The 6008-nt window shown below is 72.7% G+C and carries 4 protein-coding genes; all 4 read left to right on the top strand.

Features of this window, described 5'->3' with window-relative positions:
- On the top strand, positions 1-2652 hold a 2652-nt coding region (locus ACH4S9_RS41240), incomplete at its 5' end, for a KR domain-containing protein (RefSeq protein ID WP_398376822.1).
- Positions 2653-2746: 94 nt separating this feature from the next.
- The gene (locus ACH4S9_RS41235) at positions 2747-3673 is read left to right on the top strand and encodes a putative sugar O-methyltransferase (protein ID WP_398376821.1); all 927 of its coding nucleotides are present in this window, start codon (positions 2747-2749) and stop codon (positions 3671-3673) included.
- Positions 3670-4668 carry an NAD-dependent epimerase/dehydratase family protein gene (locus ACH4S9_RS41230; protein ID WP_398376819.1) on the top strand — a complete coding sequence of 333 codons (999 nt, stop codon included), beginning with the start codon at positions 3670-3672 and terminating at the stop codon, positions 4666-4668. Before ACH4S9_RS41235 ends, ACH4S9_RS41230 begins: the two co-directional genes overlap by 4 nt.
- A complete protein-coding gene (rfbH, locus tag ACH4S9_RS41225; RefSeq protein WP_398376818.1) occupies positions 4665-5969 on the top strand; it encodes a lipopolysaccharide biosynthesis protein RfbH in 1305 nt (434 codons plus the stop codon). The genes ACH4S9_RS41230 and rfbH overlap by 4 nt, the downstream gene beginning before the upstream one ends.
- Positions 5970-6008 lie beyond the last annotated feature (39 nt).

The following is a 6008-nucleotide window of genomic DNA, read 5'->3' as shown; positions in this document are numbered from 1 at the left end:
CCCCACGTCGACCGCATCCGCGACACCATCCTCGACCAACTCGCCGACCTCACCCCCACCACACCCACCATCCCCTTCTACTCCACCGTCACCACAGAGCGCCTCACCACCACCCCACTCGACGCGGACTACTGGTTCACCAACCTCCGCCAACCCGTCCGCTTCACCAACACCCTCACCACCCTCCTGGACCGCGGACACCGCCACTTCATCGAAGCCGGCCCCCACCCCGTCCTCACCCCCGGCATCCAGGACACCATCGACGACGCCGACATCCCCGCCACCACCATCCCCACCCTCCGCCGCGACCACGGCACCCCCCACGACCTCGCCGACGCCCTCGCCCACGCCCACACCACCGGCCTCACCGTCAACTGGCGACCCTGGTACCCGGCCACCAAACCCACCACCACCGACCTCCCCACCTACCCCTTCCAACGCGAGCGTTTCTGGCTGCCGGACGAGCTGGCGGACGCGCCGCCGCCGGAGGCGGACGAGGAGGAGGTCCGGTTCTGGGGCGCGGTCGACGGGCTGGATCTCCCCGCTCTGTCCGAGACGCTGGGCCTCGGTGAGGAGGACGGACGGCGCTCGTCGCTCGGTGCGGTGCTGCCGACGCTGTCGCGCTGGCACCGGGAACGCCACGAGCGGACGACCGTGAACTCCTGGCGCTACCGGATCGGCTGGCGCCCCCTGCCCGGCCCCGGCCCCGCGGCCGTGGCGGGTTCGTGGCTGCTGGTGGTGGGGCCGGAAGGCGCCGGGGCATGGGCCGACGCCTGTGAGCAGGCCCTCACGGCGGGCGGCGGCGAGGTGCGGCGGCTGGTGGCGGACGGGCGGGCCGATCCGGCCGAGCTGGCCGCGTCGCTGCGTGCGCTGTGCGCCGCGGGCCCGTCCCTGGCCGGGGTGCTGTCCCTCCTGCCGCTCGACGAACGCCCGCACGAAACGTACCCCGCGGTGATCGGCGGCGTGACGGGCACCCTCGTCCTGCTGCGAGCCCTGCTGGAGGCGGAGCTCGACGCACCCCTGTGGTGCGCCACGCGAGGCGCGGTGGCCGTCGCCGACGACGAACGCCCGCAGGCCCCGGCGCAGGCCCAGGTATGGGGGCTCGGCCGGGTGGCCGCGCTGGAGCATCCGACGGCGTGGGGCGGGCTGGTGGACCTGCCCGACTCGGTCGAGGACCTCGCCCCCGGCCTCCTGTGCGCCGCGCTGGCGGGGCGGGACGGCGAGGACCAGGTGGCGCTGCGGCCGGCCGGGGCCTTCGCGCGCCGGCTGCTGCCCGCGCCGCTGGACGCGGAGGCGCCGACGCGTGAGTGGACGCCGCGGGAGGGCGTCCTGGTCACCGGCGGCGTCGCCGGGGCCGCCGCCCATGTGGCCCGGTGGCTGGCCACGGGCGGCACGAAGCGCATCGTGCTGCTGGCGCCGGGCGGCCAGGCCGCGCCCGGTGGCGCGGAGCTGGTGGCCGAGCTGGCGGAGTTGGGTGCGGAGGCGACGGTGGTGGACGGTGTGCCGTCCGAGCCGTCGGGCCGGCACGAACTGGCGGACCGGCTCGCGGCCTCGGGGCTGCGGGTCCGCACGATCATCCACACCGGGGCGCCGGGTGACCGGACACCGCTGGCCGAACTCACCCCGGACCGGCTGGCCGAGTCCTTGTCGGCCGCCGTGGGCGGCGCCGATCGGCTCCCGGAGCTGTGCGGCCTGGAGCCCGACGATCCCGTGGTGGTCTTCTCGTCCGTCGTCGCGGTCTGGGGGGCCGGCGAGCACGGCGCCCGGGCCGCGGCCGACGCATACCTGGACGCGGTGGCGCGGCAGCGCGAGGCGGCCGGTGGGCCCGTCGTCCGGGTGGCGTGGGGCGTGTGGGACGACATGGCGGAGCGGGCGGCGGTCGAACGCTCCGGGCGCCATGGCCTCCCGGCCCTCGACCCCGCGCTGGCGCTGACCGCGCTGCGGCGGACGCTCGATCAGGCCGGCCACGACGAGGCCCACGCGGTGTTCGCGGACGTGGACTGGGAGCGCTTCGCCCCGCTGTTCACCCTGGGGCGGGCCAGCCGCCTCTTCGACGAGATCCCGGCGGCCCGGCGGGCGGGCCGGGCGGCGCCGGGCTCCCCCGAGTCCGACGACTCCGGGAGCCTGACGGCCCTGCGGGACCGCCTCGCGGCCCAGAAGCCCGAGGCGCGCACCGGCACGCTGCTGGCGCTGGTCCGCGCCCACGCGGCGAGCGCGCTGCGCTACTCGGCGGCGGAGCTGGTCGAACCGGACCAGCCCTTCAACGAGTTGGGGTTCGACTCCCTCACGGCCGTCGAGTTCCGTAACCGGCTCCGGGACGCCACCGGCCTGACCCTGTCCCCCACGCTGGTCTTCGACTACCCGACGCCGACCGCGCTGGCGGGCCATCTGGTGTCGCGGGTGCTGCCGGCCGAGCCGACGGAGGTACCGGCCGCGGAGCACCTCGACGGGATCGAGGCGGCGCTCGCGGCGCTGGACGCGGACGACCCGCGGCGTTCCGGGCTGACGCACCGGCTACAGGTGCTGCTGTGGCGTTACACGGACGGGGAGAGCGCGTCCGAACCTGGCGAGGAGACGGGCGGGGACGACCTGGAAACGGCTTCCGCTGATGAGGTGTTCGCCCTTATCGACCGGGAATTCGGGGAGTCCTGACCACGGCACCCGGAAGTGTTAGCCCGCCATTAGACACGGGAGACAGACTTCGTACCGCGTGATGTGACCATCGCCGATGGAGTAGGAGGGCGGGATGGCGAAGGGTTTTCAGGCCAGCCGACAGTGGGAGCGCATCAACGAGCTCTGGGTCACTGAGGACGCGGCCGCCGACTTGACCGGATTCAAGTCGGACCGACGGAATTTCAATATCGCTCTTTGGGACCCGACGGCCAACGGGGTCAGGTATCTGAGGGCCCTCGTCTACGAGCTGGCCACACGGCTGAGTGACGACGAATGGTCGAAAATCGAGAATGTCCACAACCGTGACGTGGGAGATCCGGTCACGGTTCGCTACGAGGGCAAGAGCATCTGCCTGGACTATCTCCAGGCGGCGCTCGAACTCGGATTCATCGAGAGGGAACTGGCCCTGGACGGCGCCCGCGTGCTGGAGATCGGCGCGGGATACGGCCGTACCTGCCACGCGATGCTGTCCAACTACGACCTCGACTCCTACACCATTGTCGATCTGAAGAACACCCTCTCCCTGAGCAGGGCGTATCTTCGCGAGGTCCTGGACGACAAGCAGTTCGCCAAGATGAGGTTCATCCAGGTCGAGGACGAGGACATCGACGCCGCCCTGGGGTCGGACCGCTTCGAGCTGTGCGTCAATGTGCACTCCTTCACGGAGATGACCCCCGACACCGTGCAGGCCTATCTGCGTCTGATCGACGACAGGTGCGAGGCGTTCTTCGTCAAGAATCCGGTCGGGAAGTTCCGGGACAAGGCAATGGACGGCCATCAGAAGGGCGAGGAGGCCGTGCGGCTGGCCATGGAGACCGGGCCGCTGCGGCAGGTGCTCGACATCCACGACAGCGAGGCCGTGGACGCGGCCGTGCCCGCCTTCATCGAGGCATATCGGCCCGGTGCGGGATGGGCGTGTACCGCCGACGCGCGGGGCGTTCCCTGGAGCTACTTCCGGCAGGCGGTCTTCAGGAAAACAAGCAGCAGAAAAGCGGCATGACGACGCCGGTCCTGGTCCTGGGCGGGTCCGGGTATCTGGGACGGCACATCTGCTCGGCGTTCGGCGCCGCGGGCGCGCGGGTGGTGCGGGTCTCCCGCAGCGGCGTGGACGGCGGCGTGGACGGCGACGGCTGCCGCTCGGTGCGTCTCGACCTGACCGAGGCCGAGCCGGCCGAGCTGGCCAGGCTCTGCGCCGACACCCGGGCGCGGGTCCTGGTGAACGCCTCGGGCGCGGTGTGGGGCGGTGGCGAACGGCGGATGGCCGAGGCCAACACCGAACTGGTGGGCCGGCTGGCCGGGGCCGTCGCCGGGCTGCCCGACCGGCCGCGTCTGATCCATCTGGGCAGCGCCTACGAGTACGGCCCGGCCGACCCGGGCACGTCGATCGGCGAGGACTGGCCGACCGCCCCGACCACCGTGTACGGCCGCACCAAGCTGCGCGGGTCGCAGGCGGTGCTGCGGGCCGCCGCCGGGCTCGGGGTGGACGGGATCGTGCTGCGGGTCGGCGTGGCCTGCGGCCCGGGCGCCCCGGGCAACAGCCTCGCCGGGGTGGTGGCCGCGCACCTGGCGGCCGGGCGCGACGAGTTGCGGCTCGCGCCCCTGCACGACCACCGCGACCTGGTGGACGTCCGGGACGTGGCCGACGCGGTGGTCGCGGCGGCCCTGGCACCGTCCCACGCGGTGGCCGGCCGCGTCGTGAACATCGGCAGCGGCCGGGCGGTGCCGGTGCGTGCGCTGGTCGACCTGATGATCTCCCTCAGCGGGCTGCCGGTGCGCGTCGTCGAGGACCCGGCCCTGCACCGGACGCGTTCGGACGCGGCCTGGCAACGACTGGACATCGGCCGGGCGCGCCGCCTGCTGGGCTGGTCGCCGCGGCGAGCCCTGCGGGAGTCGGTGCGCGATCTGCTCGCGGCCGCCGGCGTGCCGCCGCCCGCGACGGTGCGGGCGGCGACGGCCTGCGGACCCCCGAACAGCCATGGGAAGGACAGCAGATGAGCGAACGGGTCGCGCGCATCCTCGACGAGGTGCGCAAGTATCACCAGGACAGCCAGGAGGGGCGGGGCTTCATCCCCGGGGTCACCGAGATCTGGCCCTCGGGCGCGGTGCTGGACGAGGACGACCGGGTCGCGCTGGTGGAGGCCGCGCTGGAGATGCGGATCGCCGCGGGCAAGGCCTCGCGGAAGTTCGAGTCGGCCTTCGCGCGCCGGATGAAGCGGCGCAAGGCGCATCTGACGAACTCCGGGTCGTCCGCGAATCTCCTGGCGCTCTCGGCGCTGACCTCCCATCTGCTGGGCGACCGCCGGCTGCGCCCGGGCGACGAGGTCATCACGGTGGCGGCGTCCTTCCCGACCACCGTCAACCCGATCCTCCAGAACGGCATGGTCCCGGTCTATGTGGACGTCGAGCTGGGGACGTACAACGCCACGGCCGAGCGGGTGGCGGAGGCGATCGGCCCGCGCACCCGGGCGATCATGATGGCGCACACGCTGGGCAACCCCTTCGAGGCCACCGAGATGGCGCGGCTCGCGCAGGACCACGACCTGGTGCTGATCGAGGACACCTGCGACGCCGTGGGGTCCACCTACGACGGGCGACTGGCGGGGACGTTCGGCGATCTGACGACCGTCAGCTTCTATCCCGCGCACCATCTGACCACGGGAGAGGGCGGTTGCGTGCTGACCTCGAACCTGGTGCTGGCGCGGATCGTGGAGTCGCTCCGGGACTGGGGCCGGGACTGCTGGTGCGAGCCGGGCGAGAGCGACACCTGCCGCAAGCGGTTCGGCTACCAGATGGGCACGCTGCCGGCCGGCTACGACCACAAGTACATCTTCTCCCACATCGGCTACAACCTGAAGTCGACCGACCTCCAGGCGGCGCTGGGGCTGACCCAGCTCGACAAGCTCGACGCGTTCTGCTCGGCCCGGCGGCGCAACTGGCGACGGCTGCGCGAGGGTCTTGACGGGCTGCCGTGGCTGATCCTGCCGGAGGCGACGCCGCGCTCCGATCCGAGCTGGTTCGGTTTCGTCCTGACCGTCGACCCGCGGGCCCCGTTCAGCCGCGCCCAGCTCGTCGACTTCCTGGAGTCCCGCAAGATCGGCACCCGCCGGCTGTTCGCCGGGAATCTGACGCGCCATCCCGCGCACGCCGAGGCGCCGCACCGGGTGAGCGGCGAGCTGGCCAACAGCGACATCATCACCGACCACACGTTCTGGGTCGGGGTCTATCCGGGGCTGACCGACGAGATGATCGACTATGTCGTGGCCTCCGTCGCCGAGTTCGTCGGAGGCCACCGCTGAGCGTCGCCACCGCACACCGATGACCGCGCGGGGTCCGCG

The sequence above is a fragment of the Streptomyces sp. NPDC021225 genome (assembly GCF_044332865.1).
Lineage (GTDB): Bacteria > Actinomycetota > Actinomycetes > Streptomycetales > Streptomycetaceae > Streptomyces.
The sequence above is the reverse complement of the archived record's forward strand: the minus strand, read 5'-3'. Positions and strand labels throughout refer to the sequence as shown.

What these genes read in the sequence shown, in the direction of transcription:
- ACH4S9_RS41235 (WP_398376821.1), top strand. Translation starts at nt 2,747, where the DNA reads ATGGCGAAGGGTTTTCAGGCCAGCCGACAGTGGGAGCGCATCAACGAG.
- ACH4S9_RS41230 (WP_398376819.1), top strand. Translation starts at nt 3,670, where the DNA reads ATGACGACGCCGGTCCTGGTCCTGGGCGGGTCCGGGTATCTGGGACGG.
- rfbH (WP_398376818.1), top strand. Translation starts at nt 4,665, where the DNA reads ATGAGCGAACGGGTCGCGCGCATCCTCGACGAGGTGCGCAAGTATCAC.